The 26,310-nt window shown below is 42.0% G+C and carries 18 protein-coding genes and 1 pseudogene; 16 read left to right on the top strand and 3 right to left on the bottom strand.

The window, feature by feature from the left end:
- Positions 1-59: 59 nt before the first annotated feature.
- Entirely contained in the window at positions 60-2,960 is a 2,901-nt protein-coding gene (locus ABC357_RS05875) for a DEAD/DEAH box helicase (RefSeq protein WP_412886606.1), read from the top strand.
- A gap of 46 nt (positions 2,961-3,006) precedes the next feature.
- Here the strand turns inward: ABC357_RS05875 and ABC357_RS05880 are convergent, their stop codons facing one another.
- On the bottom strand, positions 3,007-3,399 hold the full coding sequence (locus ABC357_RS05880) for a (deoxy)nucleoside triphosphate pyrophosphohydrolase (protein ID WP_412886607.1): 393 nt from the start codon (positions 3,397-3,399) through the stop codon (positions 3,007-3,009).
- Between the two features lie 437 nt (positions 3,400-3,836).
- Positions 3,837-3,962: pseudogene (locus ABC357_RS05885) on the bottom strand (excalibur calcium-binding domain-containing protein); the annotation flags it as partial.
- 1,078 nt (positions 3,963-5,040) lie between these two features.
- Here ABC357_RS05885 and ABC357_RS05890 point away from each other — a divergent pair.
- From ABC357_RS05890 to ABC357_RS05910, 5 genes are all read left to right on the top strand, one after another.
- Positions 5,041-6,357, top strand: coding sequence for a DUF2399 domain-containing protein (locus tag ABC357_RS05890; protein WP_412886608.1), 1,317 nt, complete (start codon positions 5,041-5,043; stop codon positions 6,355-6,357).
- Complete coding sequence (locus ABC357_RS05895) at positions 6,333-7,745, top strand: hypothetical protein (protein ID WP_412886609.1); 1,413 nt, start codon at positions 6,333-6,335, stop codon at positions 7,743-7,745. Before ABC357_RS05890 ends, ABC357_RS05895 begins: the two co-directional genes overlap by 25 nt.
- Positions 7,705-8,388 carry a hypothetical protein gene (locus ABC357_RS05900; protein WP_412886610.1) on the top strand — a complete coding sequence of 228 codons (684 nt, stop codon included), beginning with the start codon at positions 7,705-7,707 and terminating at the stop codon, positions 8,386-8,388. The genes ABC357_RS05895 and ABC357_RS05900 overlap by 41 nt, the downstream gene beginning before the upstream one ends.
- Complete coding sequence (locus ABC357_RS05905; protein WP_412886611.1) at positions 8,369-11,563, top strand: AAA family ATPase; 3,195 nt, start codon at positions 8,369-8,371, stop codon at positions 11,561-11,563. Before ABC357_RS05900 ends, ABC357_RS05905 begins: the two co-directional genes overlap by 20 nt.
- A 179-nt stretch (positions 11,564-11,742) precedes the next feature.
- Positions 11,743-12,156 (top strand): YhfM domain-containing protein, encoded by a 414-nt coding sequence (locus ABC357_RS05910; protein WP_412886612.1) that lies wholly within the window; start codon positions 11,743-11,745, stop codon positions 12,154-12,156.
- Positions 12,157-12,374: 218 nt separating this feature from the next.
- On the opposite strand, the gene ABC357_RS05915 is transcribed toward ABC357_RS05910, so the two are convergent.
- Positions 12,375-12,998, bottom strand: a complete 624-nt coding sequence (locus ABC357_RS05915) for a hypothetical protein (RefSeq protein ID WP_412886613.1) — start codon at positions 12,996-12,998, stop codon at positions 12,375-12,377.
- A gap of 323 nt (positions 12,999-13,321) precedes the next feature.
- On the opposite strand from ABC357_RS05915, the gene ABC357_RS05920 reads away from it, so the two are divergent.
- From ABC357_RS05920 to rhaM, 10 genes are all read left to right on the top strand, one after another.
- On the top strand, positions 13,322-14,245 hold the full coding sequence (locus ABC357_RS05920) for a ketopantoate reductase family protein (protein ID WP_412886614.1): 924 nt from the start codon (positions 13,322-13,324) through the stop codon (positions 14,243-14,245).
- Positions 14,246-14,390: 145 nt separating this feature from the next.
- The gene (locus tag ABC357_RS05925; RefSeq protein WP_412886615.1) at positions 14,391-15,074 is read left to right on the top strand and encodes a response regulator transcription factor; all 684 of its coding nucleotides are present in this window, start codon (positions 14,391-14,393) and stop codon (positions 15,072-15,074) included.
- Complete coding sequence (locus ABC357_RS05930; RefSeq protein ID WP_412886616.1) at positions 15,075-16,076, top strand: sensor histidine kinase; 1,002 nt, start codon at positions 15,075-15,077, stop codon at positions 16,074-16,076.
- Positions 16,077-16,170: 94 nt separating this feature from the next.
- Positions 16,171-16,854 carry an ABC transporter ATP-binding protein gene (locus ABC357_RS05935; RefSeq protein WP_412886617.1) on the top strand — a complete coding sequence of 228 codons (684 nt, stop codon included), beginning with the start codon at positions 16,171-16,173 and terminating at the stop codon, positions 16,852-16,854.
- On the top strand, positions 16,851-19,421 hold the full coding sequence (locus ABC357_RS05940) for an FtsX-like permease family protein (RefSeq protein WP_412886618.1): 2,571 nt from the start codon (positions 16,851-16,853) through the stop codon (positions 19,419-19,421). Before ABC357_RS05935 ends, ABC357_RS05940 begins: the two co-directional genes overlap by 4 nt.
- A gap of 316 nt (positions 19,422-19,737) precedes the next feature.
- Positions 19,738-21,807, top strand: a complete 2,070-nt coding sequence (locus tag ABC357_RS05945) for a bifunctional aldolase/short-chain dehydrogenase (RefSeq protein WP_412886619.1) — start codon at positions 19,738-19,740, stop codon at positions 21,805-21,807.
- A gap of 172 nt (positions 21,808-21,979) precedes the next feature.
- Positions 21,980-22,933 (top strand): AraC family transcriptional regulator, encoded by a 954-nt coding sequence (locus ABC357_RS05950; protein WP_412886620.1) that lies wholly within the window; start codon positions 21,980-21,982, stop codon positions 22,931-22,933.
- Between the two features lie 210 nt (positions 22,934-23,143).
- Positions 23,144-24,562: a rhamnulokinase gene (gene rhaB / locus ABC357_RS05955; RefSeq protein WP_412886621.1), complete on the top strand. Its 1,419-nt coding sequence runs from the start codon at positions 23,144-23,146 to the stop codon at positions 24,560-24,562.
- A 17-nt stretch (positions 24,563-24,579) separates the two neighbouring features.
- Positions 24,580-25,836 (top strand): L-rhamnose isomerase, encoded by a 1,257-nt coding sequence (gene rhaA / locus ABC357_RS05960; RefSeq protein WP_412886622.1) that lies wholly within the window; start codon positions 24,580-24,582, stop codon positions 25,834-25,836.
- Between the two features lie 133 nt (positions 25,837-25,969).
- Positions 25,970-26,284 carry an L-rhamnose mutarotase gene (gene rhaM / locus ABC357_RS05965; protein ID WP_412886623.1) on the top strand — a complete coding sequence of 105 codons (315 nt, stop codon included), beginning with the start codon at positions 25,970-25,972 and terminating at the stop codon, positions 26,282-26,284.
- The last annotated feature ends 26 nt before the right edge of the window (positions 26,285-26,310 follow it).

Here is a 26,310-nt window from a genome sequence, read left to right on the forward strand (position 1 = left end):
CAAATATTTAATTGGCTGTTACATATTAATAAATGAAAAAACATCGAGGTGATTTAAAAATGAATTTCAAAGATAATTTAGCCTCTTCATTACGTAAAGGTTTTATTGATCAGGAGTTAAAAGTGGCGGGTACATATCGGCCAAAGTTATTAGTGAATAACTGCAAGAAAAATGAAAATGTATTGGGGTCACTGTTGGAAGAGTTAGATCGCTGTGATTCTTTTATTTTTTCTGTTGCTTTTATAACAGAGAGCGGACTTGCTATGCTTAAGTCACATCTATGGGATCTTAATAGGAGAGGTGTAAAAGGTCGTATTTTAACTTCAACTTTTCTAAATTTTAATCAACCAAAATTATTTCGTGAACTCATGAAAATTAAAAACATTGAAGTACGATTGTCAGATTTAAGTGGGTTCCATTCAAAGGGATATATTTTTCATCATAAAGATCATTATTCTATGATTGTTGGAAGTTCCAACTTAACAGCAAATGCGCTCAAGGTAAATTATGAATGGAACGTCAAGTTAACTTCACATGAAAATGGAGAACTGATTCATCATTTTAATAGGCAGTTCGAAGGTGTCTGGGAGAAATCTCGATTATTAACGGAAGAGTGGATAAAAGAATATGAGGTGAATTATAAACCAGTTGTAAATAGTCAAAAATTGAATACCGTAATCGATTTTTCGGAATCTTACCAAGTAAATTCCATAGAAAATGCAATAAAAATTACGCCTAATAAAATGCAGGAAGCAGCATTAGCCCAAATTCAATCATTACGAGATGCTGGAAAGAATAAGGGGCTTATTATTTCTGCAACTGGGACTGGTAAAACGTATCTATCTGCATTTGACGTAAGGCGTTTTGCACCGAAACGCATGCTTTTTATTGTACACCGTGAGCAAATATTAAAAAAAGCAAAATCTGATTATCAAAAAGTATTAGGTGGGCCTGATCAAGATTTTGGTATTCTATCTGGAAATAGCCAGGAGAAAGATGCTAAGTATTTATTTGCTACGATTCAGACAATTTCTAGAAAAGATTTTTTAAGCACATTTAATAAGGATGAATTTGATTATATATTAATTGATGAAGTGCATAAGGCAGGAGCTTCCTCCTATCAAAAGGTAATCAATTATTTTCAACCGAAATTTTTTCTAGGGATGACAGCAACACCAGAAAGAACAGATGATATTAATATTTATCAATTATTTGATTATAATATTGCATATGAAATTCGACTTCAAGAGGCATTAAACGAGGATATGCTTTGTCCTTTCCATTATTTTGGGGTAACAGATATAGCCCTTGAAGGAAAACTGCTCGATGATTCTGTTATGTTTTCTAAGTTAGTAACAGATGAGAGAGTAAATCATATATTAGAGAAAATTCATTTTTATGGGTATTCCGGTGAGCAGGTAAAAGGATTAATGTTTTGTAGTAGAAAAGAAGAAGCTAGTGAATTATCAAAGGAATTTAATAAACGAGGTCTTCGTACAGTGGCTTTGCTTGGTAATGACGGACAAGAATATAGAGCTAAACAGGTGAAAAAGTTAGAAGATGGTGATTTGGATTATATTTTGACTGTAGATATCTTTAATGAAGGGATTGATATTCCCTGTATAAATCAAGTAGTTATGTTAAGGCAAACTCAATCAAGTATAATTTTTATTCAACAACTAGGTCGTGGTTTGAGAAAACACGCATCGAAGGATTACGTAACCATAATTGATTTTATTGGTAATTATAAAAATAATTATCTTATTCCCATTGCATTAAGCGGTGATCAATCACTTAATAAAGATAATATGCGACGTCAGACTAAGGACACAAGTTATATACAGGGTATTTCGACTGTTAATTTTGAAGAGATCGCTAAAAAAGAAATCTTCAAAGCGATCAATAGTAGTAATTTATCTACATTAAAAAAATTTAGAGAGTCGTATTTATCTTTAAAAAATAAAATTGGTAGAATTCCATATCTATATGACTTTCTACAGCAAAATTCACTTGATCCTATTGTTTTCGTAAATACAAAAAAATATCCAAATATCCATGAATTTTTATTAAAAATGGAAAAAGGTCTCCCTGAATTAATGAAATATGAGAATAAAGTATTATCTATGTTTTCCTTAGAACTATTAAACGGAAAAAGAAAGCATGAATTAATTTTGCTTGATCTTTTGTTAAAAAAAGAAAGGATTAGCTATCAAGAATATACAGAAAAATTATTGGAACAAAATTGTTCCGTTAGCGATGATATAATTGCTTCCGTAGAACGAATACTTAATTTGTCTTTCTTTAATAGTAAAGATATTAAGAAGTACGGTGAAAAACCTATAGTAAGTATCAATGAAGAGGGTTATTTTTATTTTAATCAAGAAATAAATGAATGTTTACATAATCATTCTTATTTTAAAAGTTTAGTAAAGGACTTATTATTAGCAGCAAATGAAAAGAGTAAGGCGTATAGCTATAATCACCCGTTGACGCTCTATCAAAAATATACGAGAAAAGATGCTTGTAGATTATTAAATTGGCATAATGATGAAAGCTCCACTGTATATGGATATAAGGCAAAGTATGGAACATGCCCAATCTTTATAACTTATCATAAAGATGATAACGTTGATGCTAGTGTGAAATATGGAGATGAATTTCAAAATCCAGAGCTATTAAGATATTTCACAAAAAATAATCGGACTCTCTCTTCTGAAGAAGTAAAGAAAATTGTCTATTCACAAGAAAGAGGGATTAATTTACATATTTTTGTGAAAAAAGATGATGATGAAGGTAGCGATTTTTATTATTTAGGTAAAGCCTTTCCTGATAAAGAGACAGCAGCAGAAACGACCATGCCTGATATAAATGGTAAGGAACTCCCTGTAGTAACGATGAATTTATTAATGGAGCAACCGATTGAATATAATTTGTACCATTATATTGTAGAAAGAGATTAGGAGAATACAAGGAAAGTGTCAATTGACATTTTCCTTGTATTATAAACTAGTCTTTTATTAAAGCGTCAATAGTTGGAACATCAGCTGGTGCCCATTCAAGTTGACGAATCTCTTGTAAAGGTACCCATCTCAGTTGTGCATGTTCTTGTGCAATAGGAGTCCCTTCAATAATTATTGCTTTATAAGTTATAAGATTAATAATAAAAGCTGGGTATTCATATACAATATCAGCGACAAGTTCTTGCACTTCAATAGTGCATTCAAGTTCTTCTTTTATTTCGCGTATTAAACTTTCTTTAGGGCTTTCTCCCTGTTCAATCTTTCCACCTGGAAATTCCCAAAGGTTTGGTAAGGTCATAGTAGGAGAACGAAGTGCACAAAGGATGGTATTATCCTCACTTAATATAACGGCCCCAACTACTTTTATTCTCTTTTTCATTGTATCAAATCCTTTAAATTCAAGTTATATGTTATCTTAACATAAATAGTTCTAATTAAATGAAAAGGTTTTTTAAGATTATTAAGTTTTAATGCTGGGTAAATAATTATTTAATGGTGAAATAATAACTAATTTTACAAATATAAAACTCCTGAGAATAGCTTACAATATTTAAAGTAACGTTAAAGCCAATGGAAGTGAAAGCACTGCCAAAGCTTTATTTAAAACTAAGGAAGATATGCAGCAGTGGAAAATGCAGAGACGTGTAGAGTATAACTGTCTATAAAATGGCAACACAAAACTTTGAAAGCAGGCTATAACGTGCAAGTGGCAAAAAATATAAAAAAGTGAAATTGAATGCCCCAATTTCACTTTTTACATTATTTAGAGACTAATTATGTTCCGGCCTCTTAACGTTTATTAGAGATTTGAATTATTTATCTTTCGCATGCAAAATTGTCTTTATCTCGGTCGAGTCTAGGTTCGTATGCAGGATGGCTAGATGGTACACCATTTGGATATACTTTTCTTAATTCTGTACAGTTTTTAAATGACTCATTTCCTCTATCAGAAGTTGAAGTGTTATTCGCACTTTGTTGAGCTGCAATTCTAGCTTTCTCATCAGCTTCAGCTTTAGCTTTTTGCTCAGTCGCAATTCTAGCTTTTTCTTCAGCTTTAGCTTTTTGCTCAGCCACAATTCTAGCTCTTTCTTCAGCCTCAGCTTTAGCTTTTTGCTCAGCTGCAATTCTAGCTTTTTCTTCAGCTTCAGCTTTAGTTTTTTGCTCAGCCGCAATTCTAGCTCTTTCTTCAGCCTCAGCTTTAGCTTTTTGCTCAGCCGCAATTTTAGCTTTTTCTTCAGCTTCAGCTTTAGCTTTTTGCTCAGCTGCAATTCTAGCTTTCTCTTCAGTTTTAGCTTTTTGCTTAGTTTCATTTGATTTGTTATTTTCTGAGATACTTTCTTTTTTAGTATTATTGCTTACTTCTTCTATTTCTGATTTGTCTACAAAGATAATTCCTAGAACAAAAAATAATATAAAACCTATTATGAGTAACCAACCTGGTTTTTTGAAAGTAACTTTTCCTTTTTTATTTCTATACATCAAGTACAAACCGATTAAAAATACGATAGTTCCAATATAAGAGATTGGAACAACTAGGCCCATGAGTAACATTATCAAAAGAATTACACCGATGATGATTCGTCTTATGTTTTTCATTTCACTTCTTCTCCCTCTATTTTATTTAATTCCATTAATAAGAGTAACCTATAATCTTGTATTTTTATATATTTTTCATATTATTTAAATAGGTGAATGTTAGTTGTTGTATAGTTTTGGAAAACTGTTTCAAAAACTATGCTAGTCTTTTGAAAAAATTGTTTCATTGGAAAAATAAGATAATGATATATACATAACGTTGAGCCGAGAAAATCTAATGATCAACATACAAAATGAAGAATCAGTGAAAACTTATCCATCAATTCTTTTTAAAGTGGTGTTTAAAGGAAAAGTGAAAGTACAATGATATCCTTCTTTTAATCGTGAAATATTTCACGTTATGATTAATAGTATTCCATAAACATCCTCCTTCCCTTAATGTATAATCGGAAGTATAGATAGCTTGGACAGGAGTGGGCCATACATGTTGGACCAGAATTATAGAAACTATATTAAAGCCAATTATCTAAGGGCTAATGAAGCGATTGATGAATATCAATTAACGGCATTGTGGGAAGGCCTATGGGAAGTGCCGATCGTGAAGAGGACGGCGAAACGGAGAAAAAGGACGCGCATGTTGTTGGTTCAAACCATAAACAAGGCGGAAAGTGAAGAATACCAGCAGTTAAGCAAGCTATTTACAGGGCCGGGTGTGAAGAAGCAATTGCCTTCCGGGCAAGGTGATCACTATCTGGAAAAAGGGTTAGTGATGAAGCTGCTTGACTTTGAAAGCGATGAAAAAAGCGTCAAATCGCAAACCTATGTGATGGGATTGCCGCTTTATACATATATGCAGCAGCAAAGGGAAGAGCAAAAAGCTAGTAAGGATACGGAAATACAGGCAGTGGAGGAGCGATATGCCGAGATTAGTAGAATCCCTTATACAGGAACGATATCCGGCCGCACCGAATATATCACCATGCTTGAGGAGATGTTTGAAGAGCTGCTGGCATACCTGAAAGGGGAATCTTCCAAGAAGGAAGGTAGCCTGTATAGATGGCGTTGGAACAAGCAAATACAGTTCCTTCACTTTGCCGTCGCGTATTTGCATATCATCAAAACGCAAGAACGGTTTGATTGGAAAGAAATCGGAGCGAGGTATTATGGGATCATTGGCGGTTCGAAACAATTCGATCCCTATAAGCATGATTTCCTGCAGATGTTTGAAGAACGAGGCTTCCCGCCGGTATCGGTGGCCGGATTGCAGAGTTTCGGGAGCATCGCCCATATATCCTTCAGCGGAAGCATGCAAGGTAGCATGAGTTCTTTCCAGCACGGATGTATTCATTCGGTGACGGACCAGGAAGTGTTTGTCGATTCGTTCAGTACAGATGCACATAATCTCTGGCTAGTGGAGAACAGGGGAATCCTTACCCGTTTCGCTTCGGAAAAGGATTTTTTAAAAGAAACAAATAGCCTCATGGTCGCTGTGGATGGCCAGTTGAGGAGCGCCGTCAAACGTTTCATCAGCGAATTGTCCAATGGCCCTTCGGTACAAACCGTGCTGGTTTGGACGGATTACGATGAGGCCGGCGTACAGATTGCCAAAAGCATTTACGAGACAATCAATTCAACAGGACAGGCGCTTGCCTGGAAGTGGATCGTGCCGGGCAAGGACCGGATCGTAACGGAATTCAACTCGTATACAGAAACCATGGAGGCGTACATCCGGCTGCGGCAGAGCGAACAAGAAGAAGAGCTGGGGGGAGGAGATGAATGGCGGACGTGGATTCAAAACTGATTAGCATATTTAAAGAGAGCACGTCGTCAAGCGAGCTTCATGAGGCGATGCGCGATATTGTGAAGCTGGCGGGTGTCCTCAAGGATCTGAGCGATGAGGATTATTACCGTTCGCCGGTTAAGCTGCTGAAGGTGCTCAGGCTGCTGCATATCCTTCAGGAAGAGGCGCTTGGATTAGCGAAGGGCGAGCTTGAGAATGAGAAGTCCCTGTATTACCGATACCGCAATGTTTACGGAGAGGATGAGGATATGACGCTTGATGATGTCAAACGGCTTGTCTTTATCCTGATGAAATATAATTGGCTCATGAAGACGCCTTCGAATATCCGGATGCGCTCCCTCGGCAAGCGGCTTTTGGACCTGCTGATCCGCTTGGCGAATGATTCCCTGGCCTATCACTTGCATGATGATATTACCCGCTCCTTATTTCAGGCGAAGCGGGATGCGGAATTGAGCGAAGCGTATGATGACAAAGGGATTTCCGGAGGCAATATGCTGGCGAGCATGATCCGGAATGTCGAGGAAGCAGTCGGGCTGTTGAAAGAGAGGGAGCTTGAATTCCTCTCCAATCGCCATGCCTTGCAGCAGGTGCAGCTGATCAATACGTTGATGGAAGATCTCGAAATGAAGATGAAGGAGCGGATAGAGGCCTTTGAGACATTTGAAGAGAGCCTGCCTTTGGCCAATGTGATCCAGCGCGGTGTCTTCACGATGTCGGAAGGCGTCAAGATCAGCCTCGGCACCATTAATAAAATCATCAAATTCACCAATCTGCAGCAAACCGAACAAAGCAGGATGATCCGCCCCGAGCTGGTGCGCAGCTATATCATCAAAAGCTACAATAATCACTATGACGATGATCCCGATGCCCTGCAGGTCCTGAGTTTCATGGAACAGGGCCAGTATGAGGACGAAGCGATGGACGGACTCTGGATGCCTGTGAAGTTTGCGGCGCCTTTGACGGCGGAGGATATCAATGAGGGTATCGATTTCATCGAGCATTATGAACCTGCAACGGCTGATATAGATGAAGTGGAAGAAGTCGCATACGAGGAACCCGATGAATTGAGCGATGAGGAAATTGCGAAAGTGATGGAAGAAAGCCAGTGGCAATTGACGAAAGAACAGATTCCCACTGAGCATATCGAGTCTTATCTGCATGAAGTGGACGAATCGCAAGTGGATGAGATGCTGTTCGAAATCGGCGACGGGGAATGGGGCGACGTCATCCAGTCGCTGCTCGGCGTAGCGGCGCTCGTTTCCAATGAAAGAGCCGAGTTCGGGAAAGAGAAAGAGGCAGCATCAATGAAAAAAGACACAGACTGGGAATGGATGGAGGGCGATCGCCATGGAAGAAAATCAATACGATCAAGACAGCCAAAACGTTAACCCGCTCGCATCCTTGGCGTTATTGCCGAGTGTGTTGAGCAAGCAAGAAGAACTGACATTTATGAATATCCTCTTTTCTTCGTCTGCCCGTGTGCGCCGCGATAACTTCGGCTTGCCGCAAAAGCAGCTGGGCATCGAGCGTGACGACAAGGCCTTTTTGTCCTTCCTCTCACGGGTGAATCAAGCGATCAGCCGTTATTTCCAATGCATTTATGACGAGCAAAGGGACCAGGTGGTCGTGTTGATGAGGGTGAATGCAAGGCAAGCGCGTGGTGTCCTGTCGAAGGAAGCGATGGCGATCCTTATGTATATTTTTTACGAACAAGAGGTGATGCAGCATCCTTTCACCTTGTTCGAGAAGCTGCTGGAGGCTTTCGGCCATGAGACATTCCAGGCCAACCGCAAAGTGCATAATCATCTGGATGTGCTGCTGAAGATCGGTGCCATCGAATTATATGATGCGGCTTCGACCGAGGAAGCCTACCAATTGACGGCGATCGGCAAGCATATGTTTTCCGATTCCTTCCTGCGCCGGTTCACTGAATTTAGCCAGTCCACGCAATTGAATATGGACGATGTCCTTAAGTTCTATAAGCGCTATAACATGGAAAGGAGATTGGATGATGATTCCATGGAGACTTAATATCGCCGGTATCCGTGATTTCCGGCCGACGACGATCGATTTATCCGGCGAAGGGGAGCATGTCGGCATCTTCGGCCCGAATGGTGTGGGGAAGTCGACTCTTTCCTTTTGCATGGGAGCTGTCCTATATTCCAGCAAGGTGAATCTGTCCGGCTTGCGTTCCGCCAATCTGGATGACGACCAGGTGTGGAAAGCATCCATCTCATTCCTCTTCAAGAACGCCGGGGAAATCAAGGTGGATGCTCCGGCCTATGTCCAGTTCGAGCTTCATATGGAACAGGCGGCACAGCAGATCATCGCCCGTGAATACCAGATCAAGGAAGGCGATGAGCCTGACAAGTGGGAAACGGTCGCCACGTATAAATCCGGGGACAGGGCGAATAATTTCCCGGCCTACAAACGGCTCCTCCAGCAGAAATACCACATCGACCCGGATTACTATTACTTGATTTGGTACCAAAATGAAGTGAACCAGTTTTCCGAAATGGCCCCGGAAGAGCGGTTCCGCATTTTCAGCGAAATGCATGGCATCGATCAGATCCAGAAGAACTGGGAAGAAAGCAAGGAGCTTGTCCGGGAAGCGGAAGAAGCATTGAAGGAAGCCAAAGATCAACAGAGCCGGAGGAAATTCCAATTATCAATCCAAAAGGGCAAGCTCGATCGGTATCTGGATAATCAAAAACGCTTGAAGGAAGGATTTGTCCAGTATTATCACGCCTTATCTGTATTGATCCAACTGGGCCAGGAAGAGATCGAACGGCTTACCGACCGCGAAGCTCTGCTTGATGAGCGCTATGAGGAAGCCAATGACCAATTGGCATCAGTTGCGGAAAGCAAAGAAAAACTCATAGGACAGTTACAGGAATTGGACCAAAAGCGAAACTTGCTGGAAGACGAATTGCATAGCGTCCAGAAAAAACTCATTTCGTTGCGGGACCACTATGATGAAACGAAAAGTGAATTCACCAGACTTGAGGAAGAACTCGAGGATGTCCGGCAGGAAGTCAGCCAAATCCCGAGTGAGGAAACGGTGGATCATGTGCTTATGGAGCAAGAGGAAGAAACGCAAAGATTGCGTCCAGCCATCTCAAGCCAAGAAGAGCGAATCGGAAACACCGAGGCGGCCATCCAGGAAGCCAAGGATGAAAAAATGAGGCTGGAATATGCGGAAAATAAGGATCTTGATCAAGAAAAGCAAGTGAACCAACTGTTAGCGTTGTATGGGAGCAGCTATCGCGTAGACGAGCAGATCAAGCAGCTTGACCGAATGATAGCGGATGAAAAAGACGAATCGAGGGAATTAGAGCGGAATATTGAAGGGGCGGAAGCGGAGCAAAAAGAATTACAGCAAAACGAAATGTACAGCCCTAGGCAGCGTGAAGCCAAGCGATATTTCAAGCAAAAGGGCATACGCGCTTTCGCCCTGCGTGAATTGATTAAATTGGATGCTAAAGCCAATTTGGCGGATGAAGAAGCGTTCGACAGCTTGAAATATACGATGTTTGTGGACGATCGTGAATTCATCCCGCCCAATGATTTGTATTATGTGCCGCTTTCATCCATCGTCCCGGAAGGATACAGGACGGGATTGCCTGAGCATCATCTCGCCGTCCGGGATGACTTGCCGGATGGCATCGAGCCTTTTGCCGTTAAGGCGCTATGGTGGATCCGTTCTTTCTTCATGGAAAATGCTTCTGTCCGCCTGAGGGATGGAAAGGTCGTGGATGAAAAAGGGGTGCGCGGCCCACAGGAGCAGAACCGGTATATTTTATCCGAACAAGCGGTGGCGAATCGCCTTGAGCAGCTTGCAACAATGATTGCCGCTATGAAAGAGCGCCAGTCCGCCGTCCGGCAATCGTTGGCAGCCAATGAGAAACAAGCTCTCCATCTCCGCAATATCATCGGTGACGTGAAGGAAGCAGAAGCGTTCCGGGCGGAGGAAAAACATCGGCTGCTGCGTAAAACGCGGTTGAATGAGCTGGAACAGCATATCATGGAACAAACAGAACACAAAAAGGAGCTCGGGGAACAACTGAAGGAATGGACAGCCGAGCTTTCGGCATCTGAAGCGACGATGAAACTTTATAACGCTTATAAACAAATATGGCTGAAATTCGCCAGTGTGAAAGATAAGGTCCAGCAATTGGAGATGCTGCAAAAGAGTTTGGACGATTTGTCGAAGAGCATCAAAGAGCAAAAAAGGCTGGAAGATGCCAGAAACGAAGAATACGATTCGGTAATCGATGAATATGATGCCATTGATAAGCAAGCAAAAAGAATGAAGCTGGAAATGGAAGATATCGCACGGAACATGGAAGGGCTGCAGAAAGAGAAAGGCAATCTGCGGAAAGAAAAAGAAACAGAACAAAATGCCTATTTCCGGTACAATGAAGAGCTTCTGAAACTCGAACAGACCGCTCCCAATAAAGTGAAAGAAGAACAGATGAAGGAGCAAGAAACATATTCAAAACCGGAAGCCATCCACAACCGGGAAATCGGCAGCATCACCTTCCACAATGCGCTGAATGAAAAAGATATCGATCTATACGCTCCGGAAAACTATGAAAAAATGAAAACGGAGTATGACCTGACAAGTGAAGAAGTGAAGGAATCAGAAACGTTATTGCATAAGCATAGTGAACGGATGGAGCTTCTCCGCGACGATTTGGACACGAGTATCCAAGGGAAAGTATTATTGATCAACAAACATTTTGTCACCTATATGGATCAATTCGGATTCGATGGCGAGCTGGAATGGGACCTGCACGAAGGAAAAAGAGGGAACATGCATTATTACCTTTATTTGCGCGCCAAGAAATTCGGACATAAAATGGCGATGGAAGACGTCAGCGTCAAGGCCAGGGGAGGCAAGCACGGTGTCGGCCTATCGGGCGGCGAGAAATCACTCGTATCCCTCCTTTACGCCCTTGCCCTTCTTCAAACCATCCAAACAAATCCAAGTTTTATCGTATTGGACGAATTCGATAGTGCACTGGATGAAGGAAGGAAAGTGAAGGTCTTCGATCTCTACGTCCAAGAGCTAGGAAGAAAGATGATTGTGCTGACACCGAAATCACATGACACGGACTATATGAACCGCTTCAGCAAAGCGATTATCATCTATCATCGTCCGGAAATCCCAGAGAGTGGGATTATGAAATTGAAGAGGAAATAATGTGAGAGTACCCCCTCCAAGCAAACATTCAAAAATAATGAAGCTTGGAGGGGATTTTTATTTTGGCTACCAAAAGCTGGTTGCTTTTTCATACGTATTGTTATAAAAAGGGAGTTGTAAGTGTTTCTAAATGACAAAGGATTACTTATTGATAGGAGGCGACCATCCTGAAAAGTATAATGTCTTTAACTGCTATCTTTGTGATTATGTCCATATTTATAGCAGGCTGTTCCAACTCGTCAGATAAAGAAGAACAATATATAAACGTTCAAAAGCGTATTGGCAATGAATACGAAGATTTCAATGACATCACTAATAAGGATGAAGTTCAAAAGGTGAAAGACATATTGCACAAGAGCGAATGGGAACATAGAAAAGTAGATATGGCACGGCCAGCTGACTACCGGTTTATCTTTCAATATAAGAATCCCGGTATAGCAGCTAAAGCAATCGTTTATGAACTTTGGATTATCCCAAACAAAGATCAAGTTGAACTTGTAAGAGGTGATAGTGAGTATATTCAATTGGATAAGAAGAGGTCGGCAGAACTGGTTGAAATCATAACGGGCAATAAAATATCAGACCTTAATTAATCATTTGTCCTCGCCTTTATAACCATCATCTTACCTCCACTGTGAGATATATGAAGTAATAGAAACCAATACTTACCATCATGTTTCCTGTGGATTGAACATGGAGTCGTCTACAAAAAATTAAAAACCTCCTTTTACTTAACGCTATGTACCGTAGTAAACGGCACTTGTTAAGTGAAAAGGGGCTTTTTATCGTGTTAGGGTTTGGTTGGACGATATCAGTACTTTTGTAGCAGCTTCCCATCTTTCTTATCGAATATACGATAATGCGTATCAAAATCGGAATCACCATAATATTCTACTTCACAGTATGCCTTTTTAAGTGATCCGTAGCTCCAATCTTTTGCCGGAACGACAAAGGATTGCTCTTCTTTGTTTTTTAAGTGGATGTACAAGTCACTTCCGCCTCTAGATTCTTCGTAATATTCAATCGAACACGGTCCGCTAGTAAATTCAGAATCTCCATGGATAATACTCGGAGTTACTTTTATAGCCTCCCATAGCATTGCTATCGAAACAATAAACAGACCGATACAGAAAAGCAGTAAAAAGCCTCTAAATACTAGTTTAATTGGGTGGAACCATTTTTTTCTGTAACGGTTAACTCTGCGTTTGGTTCTTGGTGATTCTTCAAGAATTAAATCTTCGATATTGTCAGCGGTCCTAAAGGCGAAGACGTAACTTGTATAAACTATAGAAATGATCATTATAAATACAGGTATTGCATAGCCGTTGATGATAAGGTCTTTTATAATTCTCTCCCCTTTAAAAAAATAATATCTATTTCTAGATGAATCTCTTGTTGAGATAAGAGTACAGGATCTTTTTTCAACCCTATTCATTTATCTTACTTCCTTTGATTTAGCTACTATATTGATTCTGGCAATCTTTAAAGGAACTTTCCTTCGATCTCTCCCTTTTATACGTATACGGAAACGCCAAAAATAATACGTTTGTCTCATATGTCTTCAGTAGAAAAGGTAACAATAGCTCAATTTGCATTGCCTTTATTTGCCGGCTGCCTGCCTTTGTAATTATGGTGTTATTCAAATGGCCCTTGCTTTTTAAACTATAGGGTCCCTACAACTAACTAAGGATCGTAACATAAACAGAATATTCAGTTTTTATGATAGAATCATTCTAAAAGATAAAGGGAGTAATACATATGGCCATCAAAAAGGTATCGATCATAGGACTAGGTGCATTGGGAATCTTATTCGGGCAGCATTTATCGAAGAGAATGGACAAAGAGGATGTAAGAATCATAGCTGACCGGAAACGGATTGAACGTTATGAACGGGATAAAGTGTATTGCAACGGAGAAGAATGCTTCTTTCGCTATGTGTTGCCTGAGGAGAAGTGCGAGCCGGCGGACTTGCTCATTTTTGCCGTTAAGGATAATGGGTTGGACGATGCAATCCGGGCAGTAAAAAACCACGTAGGTGAACATACGGCCATCCTTTCTTTGTTGAATGGCATTTCTAGTGAGGAGAGGATCGGAGCAGCCTTTGGGTTTGATAAGGTGTTGTATAGCGTGGCGCAGGGGATGGATGCGGTAAAGGTCGGGAATCGATTGACGTATGACCACATGGGGATGATTTGCTTCGGGGACAAGAATCCTGCTGAAGCATCACAAAAAGCGAAGGATGTAGCGGCGTTCTTTGAAGAAAAGTTTCTTCCACATGAATGGGACCGCGATATGTACAGACGCCAATGGGGCAAGTTCATGCTTAATGTCGGTGTCAATCAGACTGCTGCGGTCTATAAAAGCAATTATGGCGAGGTGCAAAGGGAGGGGATAGCTCGGGATACGATGATTGCCGCCATGAGGGAGGTCATGGCTTTATCCGAAAAGGAAGGCGTCTATCTGACGGAGGAGGACCTGGAATATTGGTTATACGTGTTAAGTACATTAAGCCCGAACGGAAAGCCATCAATGGCACAGGACGTTGAAGCAGAGAGATTCAGCGAGGTGGCTCTATTTGCCGGAACGGTCGTCGAAATAGGGAGAAAGCATGAGTTGCCGACACCTGTGAATGAGGAGTTGTTGGAGAAAATCAGGGGAATGGAAAGCGAGTATCCTAACTGATAATAGTAGTTTAATGGTGTTTTAATGCCCTGGACAACTAACCTGTTCAGGGCTCTTTAATTGCTTTCATTTGGTTTATATTCCTTTTGTGATATATTTTGGTAAAGAAAGAAATGAAAGAATATGAGATTAGGATGAATAGTATATGAAAATCTTAATAGTGGAAGATGATAAAACAATCGCTGCAGGTCTTGAATTCTCTCTTCAGCAGGAACAATATTCGACTGTCCTTTGCCACGATGCGGCTTCTGCGAAGAAAGTGCTTACAGAGGGAATCGACCAATTATCTTTATGCTTGCTCGATTTGTCCCTGCCGGACGGGAGCGGCTATGAATTGTGTAAGCTGGCGAAGGGGCGTAAGGATATCCCGGTCATTTTTTTGACGGTGGTGGATGATGAGGTGAATGTGGTGATGGGGCTTGATATGGGTGCCGATGATTATATGACGAAGCCGTTTCGCGTGAGGGAGCTGCTTTCAAGGATCAAATCGGTCCTCCGGAGGTATGAGAAGCTGCCGCATACAAGGACGTTTATCGAAATCGGGAATATACGCATCAACACGTTGGAGGGCAAGGTTTATAAAGAGGGAGTCGATATTCCTTTGACAGCTTTGGAATATCGATTGCTGCTCATTTTCGGCAGCCACATTGGACAGGTCCTTTCAAGGAGCCAGCTATTGGAGCGGATATGGGATGTGGCAGGGGAATTCGTCAATGACAACACATTGACGGTGTATATTAAAAGATTGCGTGAAAAGCTGGAGGATGATCCGCAGCATCCGACATTGATTAAGACGATACGAGGATTAGGCTATAAGGTGGGTGATTGAATGCTGCGCAACCGGGAGATACGTGTCCAATTGGCTTTGATGGTCTCCAGCAGTGCGGTTATGGCGGCAGCTGCCGCTTTTGTTTGGCCCGCGGCTGCCCTTATGCTTGTTTTTGCTTCTTTTATCCTTATTGGCATCAGCCTTATGTGCACGCGATGGAGATACCGTGATATTGAAAAGCTTACCGGCTATCTGCACCGGATAGAGGGCGGGGATTATTCGCTGGACATTCGTGATAACGAGGAGGGCGAGCTTAGTATTTTAAAGAATGAGATCTATAAACTGACGCTCATGCTGACTGAGAGGGAGCTGAGTGTAACGAAGGACAACACCCAGTTGACAGATGCCATATCGGATATTTCCCATCAGCTGAAGTCGCCGCTCACATCGATGATGGTGATGGCTGATTTATTGAGCGGAACGGATCTGCCTGCTGGCAAAAGGAAGGAGTTTACCCGCCATATCCAGATTCAACTTGAGCGGATGGAATGGCTTGTTTCCTCTTTGCTGAAGCTGGCCAAACTCGATGCCGGCGCAGTTGATTTTAAAAGGGAACCAATCGAAGTGAAGAAGCTTATTCAGCAAGCATTAGAACCATTATTGATTCCAATCGATATTAAGGGACAGAATATTCTGGTTAAAGGCGAGGAGAAGGTTTCTTTTTATGGGGATTTCAAATGGACGACTGAAGCGATTGTCAACATATTAAAAAACGGTGTGGAGCATACTCGGGAAGGCGGTACAATCGAGGTGTGCTTTACTGAAAATGCCCTTTATACAGAACTGGCTATTAAAGATAAGGGGGAAGGCATATCTAAAGAGGATCTTCCGTATATCTTCAAGCGATTCCATAAAGGAAGGAATGCCGCGGAGGGAAGCATCGGCATCGGACTTTCCTTGGCCTATAGCATCATCACGCGGCAAAACGGCGTAATCGATGTGTCGAGCGTCATCGGAAGCGGCACAGAGTTCCGGATTAAGTTCTATAAACAGGCCATTTAAGCGAAAGTGACTAAATTGTCATGTTCACTGTCACTTAAAAGTCATGTTGGGCAGATAGACTGGCACTATCGGAACATTTTATGGAGGTATTGCAATGGAAATCCTTAGAGTAGAACATCTGTCTAAGACATATGGTAAGGGGGATAATGCTGTAAAAGCGCTTGATGATGTTTCCTTTTCCGTTCAAAAAGGAGAATTCATCGCCATCATCGGCCCGTCCGGTTCCGGGAAGTCGACGCTTCTTCACATGCTGGGCGGAGTCGACCGGCCCTCGGGCGGAAGGATTCTTATTGACCGGACAGACATTCATAGCCTCAATGAAACAAAGCTGGCCATTTTCAGAAGAAGGCAGATCGGTTTGGTGTATCAATTTTATAATTTGATACCTGTCCTGACAGTCGAGGAAAATATCACGCTGCCCCTGTTATTGGACGGCCATAAGGTCGATAAAGGCCAATTCAGCCAGATCATCAAGACACTGCATTTGGAGCACCGCCTGAATCATCTGCCCAACCAGCTTTCCGGCGGGCAGCAGCAGAGAGTCTCCATCGGAAGAGCTTTGATCAACCACCCGGCCATTCTGCTGGCAGATGAGCCGACCGGAAACCTCGATAGCAGCAATAGCAGGGAAATCATGGATTTGTTAAAACTGTTCAATAAAACCTACCGCCAGACCTTGATTGTCATCACACACGATGAACAACTGGCACTTCAGGCTGACAGGATCATTGCCATTGAGGATGGACGGATTGCCAAGGATGAGGTGATCCGCCCGTGAATGTTATGAATAAAGTGACCATCCGCCATTTGCTTCAGAACAGAAAGCGGACGTCCGTGACCATTATCGGCGCCATCATTTCGGTAGCCATGCTGGCTGCGGTGGCGACGCTGGGATATTCCTTTTTTGACGTGATGAAGAGGCAAACGATAGCGATGGAAGGGGAGTGGCACGTCCAATACAAGAATGTGGATAAAGGCCAGGTTGCCGCCATCAAAGATGATCAAGGAACTCAAGCCACCGTGATATCAAAAGATATAGGATATGCTCCTTTAAAAGGCGGACACAATAAAAATAAACCGTATTTGTTTATTAAGGCGTATAATCTACAAGGTTTTAAGCATTTTCCGATTGAATTGCGTTCAGGCCGCTTGCCGAAGTCGGCGGATGAAGTCGCCATCTCGGATTCAATCGCTTCGGACGGCAAGGTACATTATAGGATTGGAGAGGAGTTAACGGTCTTTATAGGAAACCGGTATATGAACGGGAATAAACAGCCGCTTGAACAGGAGGAACCTTTGAAGAAGCTTCACGGAAAAGTGGAGGAAACGTTCATAAACAAAGAAAAGAAATCGTATCGGGTGGTCGGTATAATCAAACGCCCTTCATGGGAACCGGGATGGGCACCTGGATATACAGTCCTTGGCTATGTTGACGAATCCATGCTGCAGGGTAACGAGCACGTGAATGCATCTGTACTGTGGAATAATGTAAACGAGGCTCAAGTCGCCCACGCCGAGGATTTGGCCAGAAAAAATAACATTGACTCCTTACAATATAACAGCCCTTTGCTGCAATACGAAGGCTCACTTATGGAAGGCGGCTTGCAAAAAACAATTGTTTCCTTAGCGGCTATCTTGATTACAGTTATTATGGTTGGTTCTGTCTCATTGATTTATAATGCATTTGCGATTTCCGTTTCGGAGCGGTTCCGCCATTTAGGCATGCTTGCGAGTGTAGGGGCAACCAAAAGGCAAAAGCGGAATTCAGTGTTTTTCGAGGGCTTCATCATTAGCGTGATTTCGATTCCTATCGGTATAGTTTGTGGAGTGCTGGGGATAGCCGTTACCTTCCATTACTTGAATGCCATGAGGGGGGATGTCTTCGGGGTTGAGGAAAAGCTAGAGGTGATTGTTACACCGTTATCTCTCTTCATCGCTTGTGCCGTTTCCGTTGTAACCATTTTTGTTTCAACGTATCTGCCTGCCATTAAAGCATCGAAGGTGACCGCTATAGAAGCAATCAGGCAAAATACGGACATCAAGCTAACGGGTAAAACAGTGAAAACACCCAAATGGATTAGCAGACTGTTTGGATTGGAAGCCGATATAGCGTTGAAAAATATGAAAAGGAATAAGAAAAGATACCATATAACCGTCTTTTCTATTACTCTCAGCGTATTTCTCTTTATGACGGTTTCATTTTTTTCCACCAATGTCAGAAATTCATTCGGTCTTTCCCAGGAGGAATTGAACTATGATATCCAGGTGGCGGCTGAGGAAGGTACGGAATTAAACGGGAAGGCGGCTAAATCGATTGCTGCCCTCGATGGTGTGACTTCCGAAAGCCTGATTCACGTAGCGGGCGCCGAAGCATGGATTGGCACTGAAGATGTTGCCGAAGAGTTGGTCCGCTCAGCAAAGCTTGGTTCCGGCAGTCTTCAGGAAGGAAAATATCGATTCGACATTAGTATCCATTCGATGAATGCATCCAATCTGTGCAAGTTCGCCAAAAAGGCGGGTGTCCACTACAAGCAATTGGCAGACCGTGGACATCCATCGGCCATCGTTATTGATACAACCCGTTATCGCGACGACCGCACAGGCAAATATACAAAAATAAAATCCATCCGTAAGCAAGCGGGACAACAAATTGGCTTGCGATTTACAAACGGCAATCAAGACAGAGAGGAAAAAGTGAAGATTGCTGCATTGACGGACCAACATCCGATGGGCATCAATCCAGCAGGAAGAGGAATGCTGAATATCATCGTTTCTGAACAGGTATTCGATAGCCTGGCGGGCAATAACCGAGAGGCATTCCTATACATTAATAGCAAGGATCCGATGAAAACACAGCAGCAAATCGAACAAATGAATGTGACGAACCTTCATGTATACAATATGTATCAAAACAGAAAAGGAAAAGAACAAAAGATGATCCTTGTTTCTATATTTACGTATGGCTTTATTGTGTTGATGTCGTTGATTTCCATCGCGAATATATTGAACTCCATTACTACTAGCATATCGCTCCGGAAGCGGGAATTTGCCATGCTAAAATCCATAGGAATGACACCGAAGAGCTTCAATAAAATGATTCATTTTGAAAGCCTCTTCTACGGCATGAAGTCGCTGATATATGGACTTCCAATCAGTTTTGCGGCCATGTACATGATCCATAAAGCGTTGCTGAACAAATTTAGCTATGGCTTCCATTTTCCTTGGATGAGCCTTCTAGTCGCTATTGTTGCGGTCTTTGCGATTGTCGGTTCGACAATGCTGTATGCCAGCGCAAAAGTGAAAAAGGAAAATATGATAGATGCTTTGAAGCAGGAGAATGTGTAGGAGAAGGGATTATTGAGTATAAAGCTTAGTGAAAAGCTTACTCTCTATTTCCATGGGGACCTCCAGTTTAGTGTAAGTGCTTGTGTTTTTGTAATAATTCTATCAAGTAAGTAGCTACATTTAAATATGAATTTTCAGCATAATTGAACGCTAGAGCCCCATTGCCGTAGAGGCAATGGGGCTCTTCAATGAAATAGTTAAGGAAGAGTAAGCAAAAAACATTTTGATTATTTTTGATTTTATTTATTTCAAAAATAATCAAAAGTGTATTATAATGAAAACAGAAATAAATACATAAACAAACAGGAGGATTCGGATGGTTACGAACAAATGGGATATTGAAAAGGCTTCACACGTGGAAAAAGGTCTCGGGGAATTGGTATATCGATCGAATTTGATTGGTTCCGACCGTGCTGTTTGCAACTGGGGCGGCGGCAATACTTCCATGAAGACGATGGAGAAGGATTTTCTTGGACGTGACATCGAGGTAATGTGGGTTAAGGGGAGCGGATCGGATCTTGCTACAATGAAAGCCTCTAATTTTACGGGATTGAAATTGGATGATATTCGGCCGCTGTATGAACGCGATGAGATGGCCGATGATGAGATGGTTGCTTATCTCTCACACTGTATGATTGATCATACGCATCCGCGTGCTTCTATTGAAACGCTGCTGCATGCATTTTTGCCATATAAGCATGTGGATCATACGCATCCAGATTCAATCATCAGTATTTGTTGTGCCGAAAATGGAAAACAAATCGCTAAGGAAATTTTTGGGGATCGTTTTGTCTGGGTTCCATATATTCGCCCAGGCTTTAAATTATCGAAAATGATTGCGGAGGGTGTTAAGAACAATCCGAAGGCAGAGCTAGTATTGATGGAGAAGCATGGCCTTGTCGTGTGGGGGGAAACCGCTGAAGAAAGCTATCATAAAACAATCTCTGTCATCAATGAAGCAGAGCAATATATTGATTCTAAAATGAAGGGTGCCCCCATTTTCGGTGGAGAAAAATATCAAGCGCTTGCAGAGGATGAAGCTAGTGCCATCCTAGCCAAAGTGATGCCATCCATCAGGGGTGCAGTAAGCGGGGAGAAGAAAATGATCCTTACTTATGACCGCGGGGAAGACGTTCTCGAATTCGTTAACAGCCGGGATGCCACTGAGCTGTCCCAGGTGGGTGCTGCTTGCCCGGATCATCTGGTCCATACAAAACGTGTTCCGTTGTTTATTGATTGGGATCCGCAAACGCAAAATGCCGAAGCTTTGATAGAAAGTATTCAATCAGGTGTTGAAGGCTTCAAGGAACAATATGTTGCTTACTTTGAACGAAATAAAAATGAAGGCGACCAAATGTTTGAACCGGCGCCCCGCGTTATTTTGATCCCTGGCCTAGGTATGGTCAATACAGGAAAGGATGCAGCAAATTCTAAGGTGAGCGGTGCCCTTTACCACCGTGCTATTTCCGTTATGAAGGGGACTACTGTTTTAGGTAAATTTGTTTCTTTGAATGAAAATGAATCCTATAATATTGAATACTGGCCGCTTGAGTTATACAAGTTGAGCCTTGCGCCTGCTGAAGCTGAATTTTCCAGAAAGGTTGCCTTTGTGACGGGGGGAGCCGGTGGAATCGGAAGCGAAACATGCCGCCGGTTTGTATCGGAAGGGGCACATGTGGTCATCGCCGATTTGAACTTGGATGGAGCAGAAAAGGTTGCTGAGGATATTAATGGAAAGTATGGGGCAGGCCGAGCGTTGGCAGTAAAAATGGACGTGACGAAGGAAGAAGAGGTCCAGGCTGCCTTTGACCGTACAGCGCTAGCCTATGGAGGCGTTGATATTATTGTCAATAATGCCGGACTCGCTTCCGGAAGCCCGCTGGATGAAACAACCTTGAAGGAATGGAACTTGAATATGAATGTCCTCGGAACCGGCTATTTCCTTGTCGCCCGCACGGCATTCAGACTGATGAAGCAGCAAAGCATCGGCGGAAATATGGTGTTTGTTGGCTCGAAGAATTCCATTTATGCCGGTAAAAATGCGGCAGCATATAGCTCTGTCAAGGCGCTTGAAACACATTTAGCAAGATGCATAGCTGCTGAAGGAGGAGAATACGGAATCCGTGTCAATTCGGTTCTTCCTGACGCAGTCCTTCAGGGATCTGCTATTTGGAATTCAAGCTGGAGAGAGGAGCGGGCGGCGGCTTATGGAATCGAGCCTGACCAACTCGAGGAACATTATCGCCAGCGTACTACATTAAAAGTGAATATTTATCCGAAAAATATTGCGGAATCCATCGCTTTCTTCGCATCGTCCAAATCGGATAGAACGACCGGCTGTATGCTGACAGTTGATGGCGGCGTACCTGCGGCCTTTACTAGATAAACAGATTCAAAGAGAGGAAGTGCATCACCTATACGGTGATGTTCTTTCTTCTTATTTCTTTTTGAATAAGCGTATATGTTCTACCGATAAAACTAATTGTGCTATGCTTAATACAATTTATATGGAATATGGTTGCATTTTCGTAAAATTGAACTTGAAAATGGGTGCTCTTATGGATGAGGGTCTTTTAATTCAAATGATGGAACTGACTGAAGAAGAGAATGCTGTATTGAATAATAAAAGGGAAATCGCAAAGGATATTTACACGACTCAGGCCCATTTTGTCATAGAAAGCCGCAAATTCCTCGATATGAATAAGCTGATCCAGTTAAGGAAGCATGTTCGTTTCATTGATTTTCCAAAGCATCGGCATGATTATATTGAAGTAAATTATGTATATAATGGAAAGCTCAAGCAAAAGGTGGGAGAGGAACCGATCATCTTAAAAAAAGGTGAGCTCTTATTTCTGAATCAGCATATTTACCATGAAATTGAAGCTAGTGAAGAAGAAGATATTGTCATCAATTTCATTATACAGCCGGAGTTTTTCGAATATATCTTTTCCTATCTTTCAACTGATAATATAATTAGTAATTTTCTGATCAATAGCTTATATGATAATACTCAAAACGGACAATACCTGTATTTTGCCGTGTCGGAAGCCGGCGATATCCAGGAGATAATGGAAAAATTGATTCATGAGCTTCTGCATCCTTCAATCCTATCCGATTCAACGATTAAGCTTTATACGGGTCTTTTGATGATTGAACTGATTAAGAATACAGATAAACTGAAACAGAAGAAAGAAGATCCTGTCCAGCAGTATATTATGGTGGAGGTCATGAAGTATATTGATGGGTATTATCAGAGTGCGTCACTTTATGAGTTAGCTGATAAATTGCACTTGCCCCATTATGGACTGAGTAAACAAATTAAAGCAGCTACTAGTTATACGTTCAAGGAGCTGCTTCAAGAGAAACGGTTGAAGGTGGCAAAGGATTTGCTCGAAGGGACTTCACTTCCAATCACAAATATTGTCAATATGGTGGGATATGATAACACCAGTTATTTTTACAGGATCTTCAAAGCCAAATTCGGTCTGACACCCCAAAAGCTGAGAGGATAAAAGAAACCATCGATTTAGGATGGTTTCTTTTTTCATGCACGGATGTTTGTTGCAGAGATGGCCACATTAGCCTGTATCTAATACAAAAGTGTACCTTATTTGCAAATTAGGACAGTCAATTTGTCTAATCACGTTATAGAAGAACTTTTTATTTCAGGTAGAATTACATATAAAGATATCGTAAGCGCTTTCAGTAAAGGATGATGATGAATGGCAAAATATAGCGTAGCTGTTGATATCGGCGCTTCTAGCGGAAGATTGATCCTTGGGTTTCTGGAAAAAGGCCAGTTGAAGCTGAAAGAAATCCATCGGTTTGATAATAAAATCGAACATAAGGGAGAGTCTTTTTGCTGGAATGTGGATGTGCTTTTTCAGGAAATCAAAAAGGGCCTTAAAGCATTCAAATCGTTGGGAATTCAGCCAGATAGCATCGGTATTGATACATGGGCTGTCGATTTCGTTCTATTGGATGAAAATGATCGGTGCATTACCGAAGCTGTATCCTATAGGGATCCAAGGACAGACGGGATGATGGAAGAGGTTTTCGGTCTATTTTCCAAGGAACGGTTGTATTTGGAGACGGGCATTCAATTTCAAAAATTCAATACAATTTATCAGTTATATTCGATAAAGCAGAAAAATCCAGAAGTTTTGGAAAGAGCAAAGTCATTTTTGATGATTCCGGATTATTTCAATTTCCTGCTGACAGGATTGAAAGCGAACGAATACACGAATGCGACCAGTTCACAGCTTGTGAATGCATTTACAAAAAGATGGGATGACAATATCCTTGGCCATTTGGAGATTGGTACGGAAATGTTCCAGGAAATTAAATTGCCAAAAACGGTTTTAGGTTCTCTGAAGGATGAACTGGCGGATGAACTGGGCTTTAATATGAAAGTGATTCTCCCTGCAACTCACGATACAGCATCAGCGGTCATTTCCGTTCCGGAACAGAACAGCTCCATTTACATCAGCTCGGGAACATGGTCACTTATGGGGGTTGAAAATCATTTTCCTATTTGTGTCACTAAAGCGTTAGACTACAATTTTACGAATGAAGGGGGCATCGATTACCGGTATCGATTCTTAAAAAATATCATGGGGCTTTGGATGATTCAGGAAGTGAAGAAGAACTATGAAAATCGGTACTCATTTGCCGATTTTGTGGAGCTGGCAGGGAAAGCATCTAGCTTCAAGTCAATTGTTGACGTGAATGACGGCCGTTTTCTGAAGCCGGATCATATGGTGGAAGAAATTCGCGCTTATTGCCGGGAAACAGGGCAGTTGGAGCCGGTAACACCTGGCGAGGTAGCCAAATGTGTATATGATAGTTTGGCAGAAAGCTATCGATCGGCAGTCGTGGAAATTGAAGAAATTTTTGAAAGGGAGTTCAAACAGATTAATGTCATCGGTGGAGGCTGTCAAAATGAGATGCTGAATCAATTGCTTGCGGATGTAACAGGCAAGGTGGTGTATGCAGGGCCTGTGGAAGCGACAGCGATTGGAAACATTGCCGCACAATTGATGGCACTAGGCGAACTGGGTGGCATTGAGGAAGCCCGTTCCATTATCAATCAATCATTTGACGTGAAAACATATTTACCTGCAGGTGTATTGCAGAATTAGTAATGGAGATGAATAGAATGTCAACACAAGAAAACTATGAATGGGCAAAGAAAGCGTATAAAAAGTGGGGAGTCGATGCCGACGAAGCCATAGAGAAGCTAAAGCAAGTGGCCATTTCGATCCATTGCTGGCAAGGAGATGACATAGGCGGCTTTGAGGTTAACCGCAGTGAATTATCAGGCGGAATTGATGTGACAGGAGATTATCCCGGAAAAGCGACAACGCCTGAAGAATTGCGCCAAGACTTGGAGAAAGCGCTATCCTTGATCCCCGGCAAACATCGAATCAATCTTCATGCTATTTATGCCGAGACAAATGGAGAAATAGTAGAACGTGATCAGCTTGAACCGAAACACTTTGAAAACTGGGTGAAATGGGCAAAAGAAAATAGTCTTGGTTTAGATTACAACCCTACTCTTTTCTCCCATCCTAAAGCGGCAGATGGTTTCACATTAGCTCATCCAAATAAGGAAATCCGCGATTTTTGGATCCGTCATTGTATCGGGAGCCGTAAAATTGGCGAGTTTTTCGGACGAGAGCTTGGAACTCCGGCTTTAACGAATATCTGGATTCCGGATGGCTATAAGGATATTCCAAGTGACCGGCTGACTCCCAGACAAAGATTGAAGGAATCATTGGATGAGATTTTTGCTGCAAAAGTGGATGAGTCCTATAATCTCGATGCGATTGAAAGCAAGGTGTTCGGAATCGGATCTGAAGCGTATGTGGTTGGGTCACATGAATTCTACTTGGGCTATGCTTTGAAGAATAACAAGTTATGCCTGTTGGATACAGGGCATTATCATCCGACTGAAACGGTTTCAAACAAGATATCATCTATGCTTTTATATAGTGAAAAGCTTGCCTTGCATGTATCAAGACCTGTTCGTTGGGATAGCGACCATGTAGTCATTCTTGATGATGAATTGCGTGAAATTGCGCTTGAGATTGTCCGGAACGAAGCATTGCATAGGGTCATCATTGGTCTCGATTTCTTTGATGCGAGCATTAACCGGGTGGCTGCCTGGACAATAGGCACCCGCAATATGATCAAAGCCTTGCTTTATGCCCTGTTAATGCCGAACAGCCATCTGAAAAAACTTCAGGAGGAAGGCAATTTTACAGAAAGATTGGCTTTAATGGAGGAGTTCAAGACATACCCATTTGGTGCAGTATGGGACCACTATTGTAAAATGATGGGTGTGCCGGTCAAGGAACAATGGCTGAATGATGTGAAAGTGTACGAAAAAGAAGTACTGAACAAACGCCCTTGAGTAAAGGTGTGGATTGCATGAGAAGGGAAGCGCCTGGACAAAGTAATTCCGGGTGCTTTATGAAATCCAAATGAATGTTGTATTTATTCCGAAAAGTAAGCGCTGTCAATGCGAATTGGAAAGGAGGGGGATCATGATCAGAAAAGCGTTTATTATGCAAGTTCATCCCGATAAGCATACTGAATATGAGACACTCCACAAAGAAATTTGGCCGGAGATGATAGAAGCTCTGCATGAACATGGGGGGAGTAACTATTCGATTTTTTTGGATAAAGACACAAGCAAGCTTTTCGGCTATGTAGAAATTGAAGATGAAGAAAAGTGGAGCATGATGACTACCACATCCATCAACCAAAAATGGTGGCGGTTCATGGAGCCTGTCATGGAGACAAACCTGGATAACAGCCCTGTAACAGTGGATTTAAAGGAAGTTTTTCATATGGACTAGTAAAAACGCGATGGATAAGGGGGATT

Origin of the sequence: Bacillus kalamii (genome assembly GCF_047238185.1) — a bacterium.
Classification (GTDB): Bacteria; Bacillota; Bacilli; order Bacillales; family DSM-1321; genus Bacillus_AD.

Bases quoted from the DNA above. Each gene is read 5' to 3' on its own strand.
- ABC357_RS05875 (WP_412886606.1), top strand. From the start codon at position 60: ATGAATTTCAAAGATAATTTAGCCTCTTCATTACGTAAAGGTTTTATT.
- ABC357_RS05880 (WP_412886607.1), bottom strand. From the start codon at position 3,399: ATGAAAAAGAGAATAAAAGTAGTTGGGGCCGTTATATTAAGTGAGGAT.
- ABC357_RS05890 (WP_412886608.1), top strand. From the start codon at position 5,041: ATGTTGGACCAGAATTATAGAAACTATATTAAAGCCAATTATCTAAGG.
- ABC357_RS05895 (WP_412886609.1), top strand. From the start codon at position 6,333: ATGGCGGACGTGGATTCAAAACTGATTAGCATATTTAAAGAGAGCACG.
- ABC357_RS05900 (WP_412886610.1), top strand. From the start codon at position 7,705: ATGGAAGAAAATCAATACGATCAAGACAGCCAAAACGTTAACCCGCTC.
- ABC357_RS05905 (WP_412886611.1), top strand. From the start codon at position 8,369: ATGATTCCATGGAGACTTAATATCGCCGGTATCCGTGATTTCCGGCCG.
- ABC357_RS05910 (WP_412886612.1), top strand. From the start codon at position 11,743: ATGTCTTTAACTGCTATCTTTGTGATTATGTCCATATTTATAGCAGGC.
- ABC357_RS05915 (WP_412886613.1), bottom strand. From the start codon at position 12,998: ATGAATAGGGTTGAAAAAAGATCCTGTACTCTTATCTCAACAAGAGAT.
- ABC357_RS05920 (WP_412886614.1), top strand. From the start codon at position 13,322: ATGGCCATCAAAAAGGTATCGATCATAGGACTAGGTGCATTGGGAATC.
- ABC357_RS05925 (WP_412886615.1), top strand. From the start codon at position 14,391: ATGAAAATCTTAATAGTGGAAGATGATAAAACAATCGCTGCAGGTCTT.
- ABC357_RS05930 (WP_412886616.1), top strand. From the start codon at position 15,075: ATGCTGCGCAACCGGGAGATACGTGTCCAATTGGCTTTGATGGTCTCC.
- ABC357_RS05935 (WP_412886617.1), top strand. From the start codon at position 16,171: ATGGAAATCCTTAGAGTAGAACATCTGTCTAAGACATATGGTAAGGGG.
- ABC357_RS05945 (WP_412886619.1), top strand. From the start codon at position 19,738: ATGGTTACGAACAAATGGGATATTGAAAAGGCTTCACACGTGGAAAAA.
- ABC357_RS05950 (WP_412886620.1), top strand. From the start codon at position 21,980: ATGGATGAGGGTCTTTTAATTCAAATGATGGAACTGACTGAAGAAGAG.
- rhaB (WP_412886621.1), top strand. From the start codon at position 23,144: ATGGCAAAATATAGCGTAGCTGTTGATATCGGCGCTTCTAGCGGAAGA.
- rhaA (WP_412886622.1), top strand. From the start codon at position 24,580: ATGTCAACACAAGAAAACTATGAATGGGCAAAGAAAGCGTATAAAAAG.
- rhaM (WP_412886623.1), top strand. From the start codon at position 25,970: ATGATCAGAAAAGCGTTTATTATGCAAGTTCATCCCGATAAGCATACT.